The organism is Streptomyces sennicomposti, from assembly GCF_019890635.1.
Classification (GTDB): Bacteria; Actinomycetota; Actinomycetes; order Streptomycetales; family Streptomycetaceae; genus Streptomyces; species Streptomyces sennicomposti.
Genome location: NZ_JAIOAB010000005.1, coordinates 136,480 through 151,136, shown reverse-complemented (window position 1 = coordinate 151,136; position 14,657 = coordinate 136,480). Strand labels below are relative to the sequence as shown.

At 74.8% G+C, this 14,657-nt stretch carries 10 protein-coding genes; 1 reads left to right on the top strand and 9 read right to left on the bottom strand.

Going from position 1 to position 14,657, the window contains the following annotated elements; translation table 11 throughout:
* Window positions 1-25 precede the first annotated feature (25 nt).
* The 5 genes from K7787_RS05000 to K7787_RS04980 form a co-directional block, all read right to left on the bottom strand.
* Window positions 26-373 (bottom strand): hypothetical protein, encoded by a 348-nt coding sequence (locus tag K7787_RS05000; RefSeq protein ID WP_223000642.1) that lies wholly within the window; start codon window positions 371-373, stop codon window positions 26-28.
* 141 nt (window positions 374-514) lie between these two features.
* The gene (locus tag K7787_RS04995) at window positions 515-838 is read right to left on the bottom strand and encodes a putative WhiB-interacting protein (protein WP_009190517.1); all 324 of its coding nucleotides are present in this window, start codon (window positions 836-838) and stop codon (window positions 515-517) included.
* Window positions 835-1,203 (bottom strand): WhiB family transcriptional regulator, encoded by a 369-nt coding sequence (locus tag K7787_RS04990; RefSeq protein ID WP_009190516.1) that lies wholly within the window; start codon window positions 1,201-1,203, stop codon window positions 835-837. Before K7787_RS04990 ends, K7787_RS04995 begins: the two co-directional genes overlap by 4 nt.
* A 173-nt stretch (window positions 1,204-1,376) precedes the next feature.
* Window positions 1,377-1,700 (bottom strand): hypothetical protein, encoded by a 324-nt coding sequence (locus tag K7787_RS04985; protein ID WP_009190515.1) that lies wholly within the window; start codon window positions 1,698-1,700, stop codon window positions 1,377-1,379.
* A 166-nt stretch (window positions 1,701-1,866) separates the two neighbouring features.
* Window positions 1,867-4,089 (bottom strand): ATP-dependent DNA helicase UvrD2, encoded by a 2,223-nt coding sequence (locus K7787_RS04980; RefSeq protein ID WP_223000605.1) that lies wholly within the window; start codon window positions 4,087-4,089, stop codon window positions 1,867-1,869.
* 180 nt (window positions 4,090-4,269) lie between these two features.
* Here K7787_RS04980 and K7787_RS04975 point away from each other — a divergent pair, with 180 nt between their 5' ends.
* Window positions 4,270-4,512 carry a mycoredoxin gene (locus K7787_RS04975; protein WP_009190512.1) on the top strand — a complete coding sequence of 81 codons (243 nt, stop codon included), beginning with the start codon at window positions 4,270-4,272 and terminating at the stop codon, window positions 4,510-4,512.
* A 111-nt stretch (window positions 4,513-4,623) separates the two neighbouring features.
* Here K7787_RS04975 and nudC read toward each other — a convergent pair whose 3' ends face one another.
* From nudC to K7787_RS04955, 4 genes are all read right to left on the bottom strand, one after another.
* The gene (gene nudC, locus K7787_RS04970; protein ID WP_043261270.1) at window positions 4,624-5,568 is read right to left on the bottom strand and encodes an NAD(+) diphosphatase; all 945 of its coding nucleotides are present in this window, start codon (window positions 5,566-5,568) and stop codon (window positions 4,624-4,626) included.
* A gap of 158 nt (window positions 5,569-5,726) precedes the next feature.
* Window positions 5,727-7,130: a dipeptidase gene (locus K7787_RS04965; protein WP_164388858.1), complete on the bottom strand. Its 1,404-nt coding sequence runs from the start codon at window positions 7,128-7,130 to the stop codon at window positions 5,727-5,729.
* Window positions 7,131-7,140: 10 nt separating this feature from the next.
* Window positions 7,141-10,734, bottom strand: a complete 3,594-nt coding sequence (locus K7787_RS04960; protein WP_223000604.1) for an ATP-dependent helicase — start codon at window positions 10,732-10,734, stop codon at window positions 7,141-7,143.
* Window positions 10,735-10,919: 185 nt separating this feature from the next.
* The gene (locus tag K7787_RS04955; RefSeq protein WP_223000603.1) at window positions 10,920-14,501 is read right to left on the bottom strand and encodes an ATP-dependent helicase; all 3,582 of its coding nucleotides are present in this window, start codon (window positions 14,499-14,501) and stop codon (window positions 10,920-10,922) included.
* Window positions 14,502-14,657: the final 156 nt, after the last annotated feature.

Sequence of the window (14,657 nt, the reverse complement as noted above, 5' to 3'; positions counted from 1 at the left end):
CTCACCACCAGGCAGCGGGCAGTGCTCACCACCAGGCGGAGTCGAGGCGGCCCTCGATCGCGCGGAGGTGCTCGCGGGAGCAGGCGTCGCAGAAGTAGCGGCGGACGCCGTTCTCCACGGAGCAGGTCCAGGTCGGCGGCGGCCCGTCGGCCGGGGCACCGCACCGGGCGCACGTGACGACCGGAGGCGGCGGGGCGGCACCGTCGTGGCCGGGGGCTTCCTGGTCGGCGTCTTCACGGCCGGTGGCCTCACGGCTGGTGGCCTCGTGGCCGTGGTCTTCGGGGCCGGGTCCGTGGCGGTCGGGCTTCTCGTGGGCGCGGGCCGCGGGGGCGGGCGCCTCTTGGTCGGAGTGGTCTTCGGAAAGACTCGTCACGCCGCGACGATACCGCCGCCGTACCGTCACGGCGGCGCAACGCACCGCGGGGGCCGGTCCGTTCGGCCGGACCGGCCCCCGCGACGGGTTCGCCTCCTGCGGGAGGCGCTCACCGGACGATCAGCGCGGTGAGCGGGTGGATCAGTGCATGACCGCCATGGCGAGCGCGCGGCGGGCGAGGCGCGAGGCGCGCTCCGCGCGGCGCTGCATCCGGCGGGCGGTCACCAGGCGCACGGCGTGGCGTTCCGCGTCCACCTCCCGCAGTCGGTCGTGCATATGCGCACGTGCCATGGCTTCGGGGATGAGTTGCATCTCTCGGGTCCTGTTCTGACGCGAGTCGTTCGCGCCGGTGGTGGTGACGTCTTCGGTCGCGGAGCCGGCGGGCTCGCTGGTGGACGGCTTCATCGGGGCCTGCTTCTGGGGGTCTCGCGTGAGGGGGCGGTCGATCGTTCCGGTGATGTTCATGCTGTGACCGGGTTCTTGCGCGGGCGGCCACGCGGCCGCTTGCGGGCGACGACGACGCCCTGCACGAACAGCTCTCCGCCCCAGACGCCCCAGGGCTCGCGCCGCTCCTTGGCGCCGGCGAGGCAGGCCTCGATCAGCGGGCAGGTGCGGCACAGGGACTTGGCGTACTCCACGTCCGCGGGCGACTCGGCGAAGAAGACCTCCGGGTCGTAGGAGCGGCAGGGGACGGGCACGCCGAGGTTCTCGATGGCGTCGTCGAGCGCGGTGAGCGCGGTGAGGGGGATCAAGGTCGGGTCCTCCGTGAGACCGGGCTTGGGGATCGTGTCGGAAGGCGGTACGGACGGGACGTGCGCTTCGAGTTGCACGGGTCGTCTTCCTCGTCTGGTCGGTCCGGCCGGTGGGCCGGGTGTCGGCTGGGTACCGGGTCTTTTCTTGTCCCGAGGCCCCTTCGCTCCGTCCTCCCCGTTCGGGGAAAACAGAAGGGCCGCGGATCCCGGATGGGGTTCCGCGGCCCTGAAGGCGCCGGCCTGATCGGCGATCAGGCTGGATCACTCCAGGGTTCTGGCCCACGGAAGGCCCACATCAGGTGGTGCTGCGTCGTCTGCTTCCGGTCACCGGCACCGGGGGCCGTAAAGGCATAGGCGGGCGCCTGTGCCGCTACTGCTTCCAGTGCCTTGGTCGGTCGCTCATTGCCCTCGCGGACGACAAGGCCCGCGACGGACAGGGAGGACTCCGGCCGCGCGGCGGAAATGCCGGACAGACCGGTGCCCTGGTCCGAGACGCCGAGCATGCACAGGGAGACGACCGAGCGATCGGTCAGTTTGGCGGTGTTGACGAAGCTGCTGCTGCTGATGCTGATCACTGGAATCGCCTCCTCTCGGCGTCTAGGGGGACCGGGCGATGCCGGGTCCGCATGGATATGCAAGTAGAGCACGAAATCAGGGCCTCAGGAAGGCCGCTGTTCCCGTGGGCAAGAACCTATGGGGATTGCCGGGGCATGCGCAAACTATTTTTTCGACGAGTTGGCATCAGTCCCCGATCTCCTCGCCCGCGGGCTCCTGGCCTGCGCAGATGGCGAGAACATCCGCCCCGTGGCGGCGCAGCTTGCGCATGCCGACGCCGGGGATGCGGGCCAGCTCGCGCTCGTCGTCGGGAGCGGCCTCCGCGATGGCCATCAGCGTCCTGTCGGTGAAGACGCAGAAGGCGGGCTGCCCGCTGCGCCGCGCCTGCTCCTGCCGCCACTCGCGCAGCCGCTCGTACAGGCCCTCGTCCATGTCGGAGGGGCAGTCGTCGCAGCGCATCAGCTTCATCTCGCCGGCGTCGGTGAGGGTCCGCCCGCACACCCGGCACCGGGCCGGGGTGCGCTGCATCCGCCGCTGCACGGGCGCCACGGAACCGGTGCGCCCGGCGGACGCGCCGGACGTGCCGAACCCCCGCTCGACGCCGCCGGAGCCCGCCGGGGCCGCCCGCCCGGCCCTGGCGGCGGAGCCGGGGCGCAGTCCGTCGAGGAAGCGGCTGGGGCGGCGGTTGGGGCGGCCGCCGGGCGAGCGGGCCAGCGACCAGGAGACGTGCAGGCGCTCGCGGGCGCGGGTGACGCCGACGTACAGGAGGCGGCGTTCCTCCTCGATCTGCTCGTCGGTGCGGGCGTAGGCGATCGGCATCATGCCCTCGGCGACGCCGACCAGGAAGACGGCGTCCCACTCCAGGCCCTTGGCGGAGTGCAGGGAGGCGAGGGTGACGCCCTGGACGGTGGGGGCGTGCTGGGAGCTCGCCCGTTCGTCCAGTTCGGCCACCAGGTCGGCGAGGGTGGCGCGGGGCCGGGCGGCGGCGAAGTCCTGGGCGAGGTTCACCAGGGCGGCCAGCGACTCCCAGCGCTCCCGGACGGCGCCGGAGCCCGCCGGGGGCTGCGGCGTCCAGCCCTCGCCGGAGAGCACGGCGCGCACCTGCGAGGGCAGGTCGACGGCGTCGTCCAGCAGATGGTCGTTGCCGCCGAACCGGGCCGCGCCGCGCAGGGCGACGCCCGCCTTGCGCACCTCGGGCCGGTCGAAGAAGCGCTCGGCGCCGCGCAGCTGGTAGGGGATGCCGGCGTCCGCGAGGGCCTGCTCGTAGGTCTCGGACTGGCCGTTGGTGCGGAACAGGATCGCGATCTCGCTCGCCGGGACCCCGGCGGCGAGCAGGTCCTGGATGCGGCGGGCGGCGCCCTCGGCCTCGGCCGGTTCGTCGGTGTACTCGGTGTATTCGGGTTCGGGTCCCGCGGGGCGCTGGGAGACCAGTTCCAGCCGGTGGTCGGCGGCGCGGCCGCGGGCCTGGGCGAGCAGTCCGTTGGCGAGGTGGACGACCTGCGGGGTGGAGCGGTAGTCGCGCACCAGCTTGACGACGGTGGCGCCGGGGTGGCGGACGCGGAAGTCGAGCAGATGGTCGGGGGTTGCTCCTGTGAACGAGTAGATCGTCTGGCTGGCGTCCCCGACGACGCACAGGTCGTCCCGGTCCCCCAGCCACAGCTCCAGCAACCGCTGCTGGAGCGGGCTGACGTCCTGGTACTCGTCCACCACGAAGTGCTGGTACTGGGCGCGGACCTGTTCGGCGATGTCGCGCCGGTCCTGGAGGATGCCGACGGTCAGCAGCAGCACGTCCTCGAAGTCGATGACCGCGCGGTCCCGCTTCAGGTCCTCGTAGACGGAGTAGAGCTGCGCGATCTCGGCCGTGTCGCGCGGTGCTGCGCGGCCGGCCTTCGCGGCTGCGAGGACGTAGTCGGCGGGGACGGTCTGGGTGACCTTGGCCCATTCGATCTCCGCGGTGACGTCCCGCAGCTCGCCCCGGTCCAGCCGGATGCGGCAGGCGGCGGCCGCGTCCGCGACGAACTGGACCTTCCGGTCGATCAGCCGGGGCATGCCGCCGCCGATCGCTTTCGGCCAGAAGTACTGGAGCTGGCGCAGGGCCGCCGAGTGGAAGGTGCGGGCCTGCACGCCCTGCGCGCCGAGCTGGCGCAGCCGGCCGCGCATCTCGCCGGCGGCGCGGTTGGTGAAGGTGACGGCGAGCACGCTGGAGGGCTGGAGGATGCCGGCCCGCACCCCGTAGGCGATGCGGTGGGTGATGGCGCGGGTCTTGCCGGTGCCGGCTCCCGCCAGCACGCACACCGGTCCGTGCAGCGCGGTGGCCACCTCGCGCTGCTCGGGGTCGAGCCCGTCCAGCACGGCGTCGGCGGAGTCCGGTACCTGCGGGAAGAGGGAGGAGTGCGTTGCTGCTGTCACACAGCCATGCTGCCAGGTCCGGTGAGACGGCCGGGGCGGTTGTCCACAGGCAGGGCCTTGCGGTCGTACTAATGCGACAGGTATCACCCCCCATACCCCCCGAGGGAATGACGGACCGATGCCGTACGTTGCCTCACTGCGACCAGAACGTCCCCGACCCGCCGAAGGAGCACGAGAGACATGCCGGGCACCGTGACGATGTACAGCACGACGTGGTGCGGCTACTGCCGCCGGCTGAAGAGCCAGATGGACCGCGAAGGCATCGCGTACACCGAGATCAACATCGAGCAGGACCCGGAGTCCGCCGCCTTCGTCGAGAAGGCGAACGGCGGCAACCAGACGGTTCCCACCGTGCTCTTCGAGGACGGCTCCACGCTGACGAACCCGTCGCTGGCGCAGGTCAAGCAGAAGATCGGCGTCTGAGGCCGAGCGGCCCCGCGCCGTATGCGAAGGCGGCCCCCGAGGTCATCGGGAGCCGCCTTCGTGTGTTCCGCGTCGTCCGGAGGCGTCGTCCGGAGGCGTCGTCCGGGAGGCTCAGACGAAGCTCCTGGTCGGCAGGGGCTTGCCGTACCACAGTTCGATCAGCCGGGCCGCGATGGAGATGCCGTAGGGCGGCAGGACCTCGCCGGACTCGAAGGCCGCCCGCAGTTCCTCGCGGGAGAACCAGCGGGCCTCGTGGATCTCGTCGCCGTCGACGTCGATCTCCGTCGAGGTGGCGTGCGCCATGAAGCCGAGCATCAGGCTGGACGGGAACGGCCAGGGCTGGCTGGCCACGTACTCCACCCGGCCGACCGCGATGCCGACCTCCTCCTGCACCTCGCGGCGCACGGACTGCTCGATGGACTCGCCGGGCTCGACGAAACCGGCGAGCGTGGAAAAACGGCCCTCGGGCCAGTGCACCTGGCGGCCGAGGAGGATGCGGTCCTCGTCGTCGGTGACCGCCATGATCACCGCGGGGTCGGTGCGCGGGTAGTGCTCGGCGCCGCACGCCGGGCAGCGCCGGATGTGGCCGGCGGCGGCGATCACGGTCCGCTCGCCGCAGCGGGAGCAGAAGCGGTGCAGCCGCTGCCAGTTCTCCAGGGCCACCGCGTGCACCATCAGGCCCGCGTCGCGCGGCGACAGCAGCAGCCCCGCCTCGCGCAGTCCGGCCGCGCGGGCGGACTGGTCCATACGGCCGGGCAGCGAGTCCTTCTGCAGCGCGAAGTAGCTGACGCCGTCCGCGTCCGTGCCGAGGAAGTAGCGGTGCGCCTCGGTGAGCGGGGCCTCGAAGGAGGGCGTCATGACGAGTTCGGTGCGGCCGTCGGCCGTCTCGTCGATGAGCACCTGGCCGCCGGAGACCACGAAGCAGCGCGTCGAGGGGTGGCTCCAGGCCGCGGCGAGCCAGGCCTCGTCGAGCCGGTGGTGGGCGGCCCGGTCGACGCCGCTGGGCGCGGTGAGCGAGACGGGGCGGTCGGTGGTGTGGTCGGTCCAGGTGGTCACGGGTGCTTCCAACTCCCCCAGTGCGGCAACGGTGGTGTTCGGCGGCGGTTCGGCGGGACGTGGGACGGGAGGCGGACGGGTCCGGGGGCCCGCGCGGGGCGCGGCGGCTCCTTCAGTGTGCTCCGCGCGGGACGGCGCCCCGTACGGCGGCCGCTGTCTCAGGGCGCCTCGCGCCAGTGCTCGGCGAGGTCGCCCCACAGGTACGCGCTGGTCTCGACGCCCTTGAACAGCAGGTCCAGCTCGACCTTCTCGTTCGGGGCGTGCCAGCCGTCGGAGGGGACGGAGATGCCCAGGAAGAGGACGGGCACGCCGAGCACCTCCTGGAGGTCGGCGGCCGGACCGGAGCCGCCCTCGCGGGTGAAGCGGACCGGCACGCCGAAGGCGCGGCCCATGGCGCGGACGACGGACTGGAGGGCCGGGTGGTCCAGCGGGGTCAGGCACGGGCGCGTGGCGCCGCCGAACACCGTCTCGTGCCGGATGCCGTCGGGCACCTGCTCGTCCACCCAGGCGCGGACGGCCTTCTCGATCCGGTCGGGGTCCTGGCCGGCGACCAGCCGGAAGGTCAGCTTGACCATCGCCGAGGCGGGGATGATCGTCTTGCTGCCGGCGCCCTGGTAGCCGCCGCCGATGCCGTTGACCTCGGCGGTGGGGCGGGCCCAGACGCGTTCCAGGGTGGTGTAGCCGGCCTCGCCGGAGGTGGCGTGGGACTTGGCGGTGCGCAGCCAGCGCTCCTCGTCGAAGGGCAGTTCGGCGAAGAGCGCGCGCTCGCGGTCGGTCAGCTCCACGACGCCGTCGTAGAAGCCGGGGACCGCCACGCGCGCGTGCTCGTCGTGCAGGGCGGCGACCAGGCGGGCGGCGGCGGTGGCCGGGTTGGGCACGGCGCCGCCGAAGGAGCCGGAGTGGATGTCCTGGTCGGGGCCCCGGAAGTGGATCTCGCACTCGGCGAGGCCGCGCATCCCGGTGCACACCGTCGGGGTGTCCTCGGACCACATGCCGGTGTCGGAGACGACCACGGCGTCGGCGGCCAGACGGTCGGCGCGGCTCTCCACCAGGGCCCGGAAGTGCGGGGAGCCGGACTCCTCCTCGCCCTCGATCAGCAGCTTGAGGTGGACGGCCGGGGCGGTGCGCCCGGTGGCGGCGAGGTGGGCGCGGACGCCGAGGGTGTGGAACAGCACCTGGCCCTTGTCGTCGGCCGCCCCGCGCGCGTAGAGGCGGCCGTCGCGGATCTCGGGCTCGAAGGGCTCGCTGTGCCAGCCGTCCTCGCGGGCGGCCGGCTGCACGTCGTGGTGGCCGTAGACGAGGACGGTGGGGGCGTCCGGGTCGTCGGACGGCCACTCGGCGAAGACGGCCGGGGCGCCGTCGGTGGGCCAGACCTCGGCGGTGGTGAAGCCGGTCTCCAGGAGCTTGGCGGCGAGCCAGTCGGCGCTGCGCCGTACGTCGGGCGCGTGGTCGGGCTGGGCCGACACGGAGGGGATGCGCAGCCACTCGGCGAGGTCGTCGAGGAAGGCGCTGCGGTGCTGCTCGATGTACGTGCGGACGGCGCTGTCCGGGGTCTGGCTCATGCTCACGAGCCTAGCGGCACTCGGTGCCATCCGGTTCGGGCGGTTCGTCACACTGCCCCTCCCCGGCCGGCTCCCCCAGCAGCAGCCGCTCCAGCGCGGCGCGGTCCGGCAGTCCCTGCGGGCGCACCACCTCGCCGGTGCGCACGTACACGAACGCGGCCGTGACCCGCTCCGGCGGGACGCCCTGCTGCTCGGCCCAGGCCAGCCGGTACACCGCGAGCTGGAGCGGGTCGGCGGTGCGCGAGCGGTTCGTCTTCCAGTCGACGATCTCGTACGTCGCCTCCTCGCCGTCGCCCTCCCGGTAGACGGCGTCGATCCGGCCCCGGACGACCCGGCCGGCGATCGCGAGCTGGAACGGGGCCTCGACGCGCAGGGGCGTGCGGTGCGCGTACTCGGTGCGTTCGAACGCCTCCTTGAGCGCTTCGAGGTCGCGTTCGTCGGCGATCTCGGCGTCGGCGCCGGGCAGCTCCTCGGGTTCCAGCATGGGCAGGGTGAGCGCCTCGAAACGGGTCTCGACCCAGGCGTGGAAGCGGGTGCCGCGGCGGGCTGCGGGCTGCGGGGGGCTCGGCATGGGGCGCGCCAGCTCCCGCGCGAAGGCCTCCGGGTCGGCGGCCAGGCGCAGCAGCTGGGACGCGGTCAGGGTGGTCGGCAGGGGGACGTCGGTGACGCTCTGCCGGGCGCGGCGCAGCTCCCCGGCGAGCGCGTCGAGGTCGCGGTCCCAGGAGGCGACGGTGCGGGCTTCCTCCGGGGTGAGGGCGTCGGGTCCGAGGCGGTCGGGCTCAAGGGCCGGGGGCTCGGGTGCGGGGGCGGCTTCGGGTCCGGGGCGGGCGGGGGCGGTGTCGTGCGCGGGACGGCCCACGGCCGGGGGCTCGGACTCGTCCGGGGGCGGCGTCTGGTGCGGGATCGCGGGGCGGTCGCCGCTCCAGTCGTCCCAGTCGCCGGGGTCCTCGCCGTCGAGGGGGGCGTCCTCGTCGTACGGGGGTGCGTAGGGCGGCTCGTCGTACGCGGGCTCGTCGTAGGGCGGCTCGTCGTCCTCCGGGGGCGGGGGCCAGTCCGGGTCGTCGTACGTCGGGAGGGCGGCCTGCGGGGCGTCCTCCGCGCGCGCGGTGAGGGCGTCCAGGTGGGCGCGGACGGTCGCGGCGGCCTCGCGGCGGCGGCGCAGCGCGGTCTCGTCCAGGGGCAGGGGCCAGACCTGGTCGGCTGCGGCCCGGTGCAGGGCCGGGTTCTCCTCGCCCTCGGCCGGTTCGTCCGCCCACGCCTCGATCTCGCCGTACCCGGCGGCGCAGTGGTCGTACAGCGCCCGGAGGAAGTCGGACGGGCCGCGGGGCTTCTTCTGGCTGGGGCCCCACCAGTGGCCGGAGCCGAGGAGCAGGGAGCGGGGGCGGGTGAAGGTGACGTAGCCGAGGCGCAGTTCCTCGGTGTGCTGATGGTCCTTCATGGCCTCGTGGAAGGCCTTCATGCCCTTGGCGTCCCAGGCGCCGACGTCGGGGAGGGTGTCGGCGTCGCCGCGCAGCGCGTGCGGGAGCACCTTGGCCTGGGCGGTCCACTTCTCGCGGCCCTGGGCGCTGGGGAAGGTGCCGGTGACCAGGCCGGGGACGGCGACGACGTCCCACTCCAGGCCCTTGGACTTGTGCGCGGTGAGCACCTTGACGGTGTTCTCGCCGCCGGGCAGCGCGTTGTCGAGGCCCTTCTCGTACTGGGCGGCGGTGCGCAGGAAGCCGAGGAACGCCAGCAGGGACGCCTCGCGCTCGTTGGCGGCGAAGGAGGCGGCGACGTCGAGGAAGTTCGACAGGGTCTCGCGGCGGCGGGCGGCCAGGGCGTGCGGGGACGCCGACAGCTCCACCTCCAGGCCGGTGACGGCCAGCACCCGGTGCAGTACGTCCATCAGCGGGTCGGACAGCGCGCGGCGCAGCTCGCGCAGTTCGGCCGCGAGCCGGGCGAACCGGACCCGCGCCTCCGGGGAGAACGGCAGCCCGTCGTCGTCCCCGCGCCCGTCCAGCGGGCTCTCCAGGAACGTGTCGAGGGCGTCGGCGAGCGAGATCACCTCGGCCGGGTCCACGCCCTCGACGGCCTCGGCGAGCCGGCGGTCCGGGTCGTCGTCGGCCACGCGCGCGTGCGCGACGAGCAGCCGGGCCCGCCGGCCGAGGAGCGCGAGGTCGCGCGCGCCGATCCGCCAGCGCGGTCCGGTCAGCAGCCGCACCAGCGAGGCGTTGGCGCCCGGGTCCTGGAGGACCTCGCAGACGGCGACGAGGTCGGCCACCTCGGGCAGGTGCAGCAGCCCGGACAGGCCGACCACCTCGACGGGCACGTCGCGGGCGACCAGGGCGCCCTGGATCTCGGCGAAGTCGCTCGCCGTACGGCACAGGACGGCGATCTCGCCGGGCGCCTTCCCGGTGCGCACCAGATGGGCGACGGAGTCGGCGAGCCAGGCGATCTCCTCGGCGTGGGTGGGCAGCAGCGCGCAGCGCACCAGGCCGTCGCGTTCGGCGCCGGGGGCGGGGCGCAGGGCCGCCACGCCCGCGTGCATGGCGCGCAGCGGTGCGGCCAGGCCGTTGGCGAGGTCGAGGAGGCGGCCGCCGCTGCGGCGGTTCTCGCTGAGCGCCTGCCGGGCGGCGGGGCGGCCGTCGGCGTGCGCGAAGTGGTCGGGGAAGTCGTCCAGGTTGGCGACGGAGGCGCCGCGCCAGCCGTAGATCGCCTGGCAGGGGTCGCCGACGGCGGTCACGGGGTGCCCGGTGCCGCCGCCGAAGAGGCCCGCCAGCAGGATGCGCTGGGCGACCGAGGTGTCCTGGTACTCGTCGAGCAGGACGACCCGGAACTCCTCGCGCAGCAGCCGGCCGACCTCGGGGAGCTGGGCGAGCCGCGCGGCCAGGGCGATCTGGTCGCCGAAGTCGAGCAGGTCGCGTTCCCGTTTGGCGGCCCGGTAGCGCAGCACCAGCCCGGCCAGTTCGCGGCGGGCGGCGGCCGTCTCGGGGACCTTGCGCAGATCGGCGTTGGACAGCTTGGCGGTCGCCAGCTCGTCCAGCAGCCCGGCGTCCCAGGCGCGCAGGTCCTCGGGCCGTACGAGGTGTTCGGCGAGTTCGGCGTCGAGCGCGAGGAGGTCGCTGACCAGGTCCGGGAAGGAGCGGGTCAGCGCCGGATAGGGGCCGGGGGCCTCGCGCAGCACGCGCGCGGCGAGCTGGTAGCGGGTGGCGTCGGCCAGCAGCCGGGTGCTCGGTTCGAGTCCGATGCGCAGACCGTGGTCGGTCAGCAGCCGCCCGGCGAAGGCGTGGTAGGTGGAGATCACCGGCTCGCCCGGCGGGTCGTCCGGGTCGATGACGTCGGGGTCGGTGACGCCGGCCCTGATCAGCGCCTTGCGGACGCGTTCGGCCAGCTCGCCGGCGGCCTTGTTGGTGAAGGTGAGGCCGAGCACCTGTTCGGGGGCGACCTGACCGGTGCCCACCAGCCAGACCACGCGGGCCGCCATCACGGTCGTCTTGCCGGACCCGGCGCCGGCCACGATCACCTGCGGGGCGGGCGGCGCGATGATGCAGGCCGTCTGCTCCGGGGTGAACGGGATCCCCAGCAGCTCCTTGAGCTGTTCCGGGTCGGTGATACGGGCGGGCACGTCGAAGAGGCTAACGGCGGGCACCGACAGCGGGGGCCGGGCCAACTCGCCGGGTCAGGGAAACCGCAGGTCAGCGGGGGTGGTGCGGTTCGTCACGTGCTCTGTTCGCCACGTGACCCCTTCTTCCCGCGCGTCCCTTCGCCACGTGACCTCCTCGTCCCGCGTGGCCGCTGCGACGCGTGCTGCTATTCCACGACGTGGCGGCCCTCGGGGCGGGCGCTGCACGAGGCGCGGAACGAGCAGTGCGCGCAGTGCTGCCCGGCGCTCGGCGTGAACCGCTCGTCCAGGACCTTGCCCGCGGCGGTCGCCAGCAGATCGCCGACCCACTCCCCCTCCAGCGGCTCCTGCGCCTGCACCTTGGGCAGGGCCTCGCCGCCGTCCCGCTTGGCCGCGCCCTGGCGCAGCTGGACGAGTTCGGCGCCGCCCGGCTCGGGCCGTACGCCGTCGAACGCCTCGTCCACGGCGCCCTCGCGGACGGCCAGCTGGTAGACGGCCAGCTGCGGATGGCGGGCCACCTCGGCGCCGGTGGGCGCCTGCTTGCCGGTCTTGAAGTCGACGACGTAGGCGCGGCCCTCGCCGTCCGCCTCCACCCGGTCCATGGAGCCGCGGATGCGCACCTGGTGCTCACCGGCCGTCAGGGTCACGTCGAACGTGTGCTCGCTGGCCACCGCGGTGCGGCCGGAGCGGTCCAGGACGTGCCATTTCAGGAAGCGTTCGAGCGCCACGCGCGCGTTGTCCCGCTCCTGCGCGGACTTCCAGGGCGCGTCGAAGGCGAGCGCGTTCCAGACCGTCTCCAGGCGCTCCATGAGGACCGCGAGGTCGGCGGGGGTGCGGCCGGAGGCGACCTCGTCGGCCAGGACGTGCACCACGTTGCCGAACCCCTGGGCGGCGCTCGCGGGCGCGTCGGCCTTCACCTCGCGGCCGAGGAACCACTGCAGCGCGCAGGTGTTGGCGAGCTGGTCGAGGGCGCTCCCGGACAGCACGACGGGCTGGTCGCGGTCGCGCAGCGGCACCTTGCTCGCGGTCGTCTCCGCCAGGCCCCACCAGCGGTCGGGGTGCGCGGCGGGCACCAGCGGGCGGCCCTCGTCGTCGGCGAGCGCCGCGAGCCGGGCCAGCCGGCGCGCGGCGGCCTCCCTGAGGGCGTCGGACGCGGCCGGGTCCACGGTCGTGGCGCGCAGCTCGGCGACCAGCGCCGCCACGGACAGCGGGCGGCGGGGGCGGCCGGTGACGTCCTGCGGCTCGACGCCGAGTTCGGTCAGGAAGCGGGAGGGCTGGTCGCCGTCGTCCGCGGGCGCCTTCACCGCGGTGACGACCAGCCGCTCACGCGCGCGCGTGACGGCCACGTAGAACAGCCGGCGCTCCTCGGCCAGCAGCGCGCCCGGGGTGAGCGGTTCGGCGAGTCCGTCGCGGCCGATGCGGTCGGCCTCCAGCAGGGAGCCGCGGCGGCGCAGGTCCGGCCACAGGCCCTCCTGGACGCCCGCGACGACGACCAGCCGCCACTGAAGCCCCTTGGAACGGTGCGCGGTCATCAGGCGCACCGCGTCGGGGCGTACGGCGCGGCGGGTGAGCGTGTCGGCGGCGATGTCCTGCGCCTCGATCTCCTCCAGGAAGTTCAGCGCGCCCCGGCCGCCGGTGCGCTCCTCGGCGCGCCCGGCGGTCGCGAACAGCGCGCACACCGCGTCCAGGTCCCGGTCGGCGTTGCGGCCGGCGGCGCCGCCGCGGCGCGCGGCCCGCTCCAGGCGGCCGGGCCACGGCGTGCCCTCCCACAGGTCCCACAGCGCCTCCTCGGCGGTGCCGCCGCCCGCCAGCCGCTCCCGGGCCTTCCTGAGCAGCGCGCCCAGGCGCTGCGCGCCCCGCGCGTACGCCGGGTCGTGCGCGACCAGGCGCTCCGGTTCGGCGAGCGCGCGGGCGAGGAGTTCGTCCGAGGGGGGCGGTACGGGGTTGCCGGCGGCCCGCTCCTCCTCGCGCAGGGCGCGGCCGAGGCGGCGCAGATCGGCGGCGTCCATGCCGGCGAGGGGGGAGGCGAGGAGGGTGAGGGCGGTCTCGGTGTCGAGCCAGCAGGGGGCGGGGACCTGGGGAGGCTGGGGGGCGGCGGGGTCGTCCTCGGTACGCGCCTCCGCCGCTTCCGGGGCCGCCGCGTCGGTCTCTGTCGCCTCGGATGCCGCCGCGTCGGGCTCCGCCGGCTCGGAGTCCGCCTCCGCCGCTTCGGCCCTCGCCGGTTCGGCCTCCGCCGCCCCGGACCCCGGGGCCTCGGCCTCCACAGTGCCGGGCTCCGATGCCGTAGCCGCCTCCGCCGCCTCGGACGACCGGTCCGCCTCCGCCGTCCCGGACGCGCCGTCCGCCTCCGCCCCCGTCGTCCCGGCGCGCTGCGTCGCCTCCGCCGTCGCGACCGCGCGCAGGGCCGTCAGCAGGGGGGCCACCGCCGGTTCGTGGCGCAGGGGCAGGTCGTCGCCGTCCACGTCCAGGGGGACGCCGGCCGCCGTCAGGGCGCGCCGGAGCGTGGGTATCGTGCGGGCGCCGGCGCGCACCAGGACGGCCATCTCGCCCCAGGGGACACCGTCCTCCAGGTGGGCGCGGCGCAGGACGTCGGCGATGTTGTCCACCTCGGCGCCCGGCGTCGGGTACGTGTGCACCTCGACCCGGCCGCCGTCCCGCGCGGGGACCAGCTCGCGGTGGGCGCGGACCTTGTCCGCCGGGAGGCGGGTGAGCGGCATGCGCTGGGCCAGCAGCCGGGTCGCGGCCAGCAGCGCGGCCCCGGAGCGGCGCGCGGTGCGCAGCACCGCGACGGGCGCGGGAGTGCCGTCCGCGCGCGGGAAGGCCTGTGGGAACTGCAGGATGCCGTTCACGTCCGCGCCCCGGAAGGCGTAGATCGACTGGTCGGGGTCGCCGAAGGCGAGCAGGGTGCGGCCGCCCCCGGCAAGCGCCCGCAGCAGCCGTACCTGGGCCGGGTCGGTGTCCTGGTACTCGTCGACGTAGACCGCGTCGTACCGCGCGGCGAGCCGGTCGGCGACCTCGGGGCGGCGGGCGAGGAGGACCGCGCGGTGGACGAGTTCGGCGTAGTCGAGCACGCCCTGGAGGTCGAGGACGTCGAGGTACTCGGCGAGGAAGACGGCCGCGGCCTGCCAGTCGGGGCGGCCGATGCGGCGCGCGAAGGCGGCCAGCGCGTCGGGCCCCAGCCCCAGTTCGCGGCTGCGGGCGAGGACCGCGCGGACCTCGTCGGCGAAGCCGCGGGTGGTCAGGCAGGCGCGCAGCTCGTCCGGCCAGCGCACGTGCGCGAGGCCGAGCCGCTCCAGGTCGACCTGGCCCGCCAGGAGATCGCGGACGGTGACGTCCTGCTCGGGGCCGGACAGCAGCCGCAGCGGCTCCACGAACAGCCCGCTGTCCTGGTGGGCGCGGACCAGGGCGTAGCAGAACGAGTGGAAGGTGGTCGCGCGGGGCGCGTGCGCGGCCCCGGTGCGCAGCGCCATGCGGTCGCGCAGCTCGACGGCGGCCTTGCGGCTGAAGGTCAGCACCAGGATCCGCTCGGGGTCCTGGCCGCGGGCGACGCGGCGGGCGACGGACTCGACCAGGGTGGTGGTCTTTCCGGTGCCCGGACCGGCGAGGACGAGCAGCGGTCCGGCCTCGTGGTCGACGACGGCCTGCTGCGCCGCGTCCAGGCGCGGGGGTTCCGGCGCCGCCGGAGGGGTACGCACCAGCCGGTAGGCGCCGCGGTCGCCCTGCCGTACCTGGAGGTGCGGCAGGGGCCGGGTGGTGGAGGGGGTGCTCACGTGGTTCGCCGGTCCTGGTGGGGTGCTGGGGTCTGTCGCTGCCGGCGCCGGGCGCCGTGGTTGCGGAGGTACTCTCCCGAACGTACGGCATGTCCGGAACGTGCCCGGATTCGCCCGTACGGGCCATGGGCTCCCCTCGGGGCCGCCGGATGGCGG